Raw genomic sequence first — 1,697 nt, 5'->3', positions numbered from 1 at the left:
CCCGGGGGGTGGGCCCGCCCGTGAGGTGGGCCCGCCCGTGAGGTGGGCCCGCCCGGGCGGACGGCGCCGGGTGGGACCGCCGGGTCAGTGTGAGCGGGCCCAGCTACCCGGGGTGTGGCCGAAGGCCCGGCGGAAGACGTCGATGAAGGCGCTGGCGGAGGCCCAGCCGCACCGGTGGGCCACGGTCGTCACGGCGGCGCCGTCGGCGAGCAGCTTCAGCGCCTCGTAGAGCCGCAGTTGGGTGCGCCACTGCGGGAACGTCATGGAGAACTCCGCGCGGAACAGCCGGGTGAGGGTGCGTTCGCCCGCGCCGGAGTGGCGGGCGAGTTCGGCGAGGGTGCGGGGGTCGGCCGGGTCGCGTCGCAGGATGTCGCAGACGGCGGCCAGCCGGGGGTCGGCGGCGGCCGGTACGTGGACGGGCCGCTGCGGGGAGGCGCGCAGCTGGTCCAGTAGCACCGCGCGGAGCCTGCGGCGTGCCGGCCCCGGCTCCCTGGGGGCACGGGTGTAGGCGAGGATCAGTTCCCGCAGGAGCGGGGAGACGGCGAGGACGGTGGGTTCGCTCAGCCCGAGCGGGTTGTCGGCGGGCGGCAGGCCGAAGGTGTGCAGTTCCAGCCGTCCGTCGGCGCGCTGGCTGTGGACCGTTCCGGCGGGGACCCACAGGGCGCGGGTGGGTGGCGCGACCCAGGTCCCGGACCGGGTGGTGACCGCCAGTACTCCGGAGCCCGCGTAGAGCACCTGGTGCTGGTCGTGGCGGTGGGCGTCGACGGTCTCGCCGGCGGCCACCGGGCGGGACCGGGTGGGAGCGACCGGGGCGTGGCGGATGTCAGGCATACCTTGGCACGTTATCGGAAGTGCGACAGGCCACGGGCCGGGACGATGGTCCGGTGCCGAGCAACCAACCGGTGAGCCGCCGGCCCGTGCTCCTGCTGTCGACCGGCCACGCCTGCGTGGACGTGTACCAGGGGGCGGTGGCCGCGCTGGTGCCGTACTTCGTGTCCGAGCGGGCCTACTCCTACGCCGCCGCTTCCGGGATCGTGCTGGCCGCTTCCCTGCTGTCCTCGGTGGTGCAGCCGCTGTTCGGCGTGCTGACCGACCGGCGCCGGATGCCGTGGCTGCTGCCGGTGAGCACGCTGGTCGGCGGGGTCGGGGTGGCGCTCAGCGGTGTGACGGGGTCCTACGCGCTGACGCTGGCGGTGATCGCGCTGTCCGGCGTGGGGGTGGCGGCCTACCATCCGGTGGCGGCGCGGACCGCGCGCGCGGCCAGCGGGGCGGGCCACCGGGGGATGGCGTGGTTCCTGCTGGGCGGCAACCTCGGCTTCGCCGGGGGGCCGCTGCTGGTGACGGCGGTGGTCGCCACCGGCGGGCTGGGGGCGTCACCGCTGCTGGTGGTGCCCGCCCTGGCCGGTGCCGCGCTGTGCCTGGCGGCGCTGCGCTCCCTCTCCGAGGTGGAACCGGCGGCCGGTGCGGGCCGGGACAACGGCCCGAAGGCGGGCGGGACCGCGGTCGGGAGCGGGTCCGACGACTGGCGTTCGTTCCTGCTGCTGTCCGGTGCCGTGGTGACCCGGTCGATCGTCTTCGTAGGTCTCGCCGCCTTCATCTCCCTGTACACCCAGGAACGCACCGGGGGCGGGGCGACGGCGGGGACGATCGCCCTGTTCACGCTCTATCTGGGCGGGGCGGTGGGCACGGTGGTGGGC

Annotated in this window: 2 protein-coding genes; one reads left to right on the top strand and one right to left on the bottom strand. The window is 75.7% G+C overall.

Annotated elements, in window-relative coordinates:
• Nucleotides 1-84: 84 nt before the first annotated feature.
• A complete protein-coding gene (locus tag E0D90_RS25465) occupies nucleotides 85-831 on the bottom strand; it encodes an AraC family transcriptional regulator (RefSeq protein WP_130800268.1) in 747 nt (248 codons plus the stop codon).
• 53 nt (nucleotides 832-884) lie between these two features.
• Here E0D90_RS25465 and E0D90_RS25460 point away from each other — a divergent pair.
• A partial coding sequence (locus tag E0D90_RS25460) for an MFS transporter (protein ID WP_130800267.1) occupies nucleotides 885-1,697 on the top strand: 813 nt, incomplete at its 3' end.

The sequence above is a fragment of the Streptomyces otsuchiensis genome (assembly GCF_004305975.1).
GTDB lineage: Bacteria > Actinomycetota > Actinomycetes > Streptomycetales > Streptomycetaceae > Streptomyces > Streptomyces otsuchiensis.
This window is presented reverse-complemented; position numbering and strand designations above follow the sequence as displayed.

Bases quoted from the DNA above. Each gene is read 5' to 3' on its own strand.
- E0D90_RS25465 (WP_130800268.1), bottom strand. From the start codon at position 831: ATGCCTGACATCCGCCACGCCCCGGTCGCTCCCACCCGGTCCCGCCCG.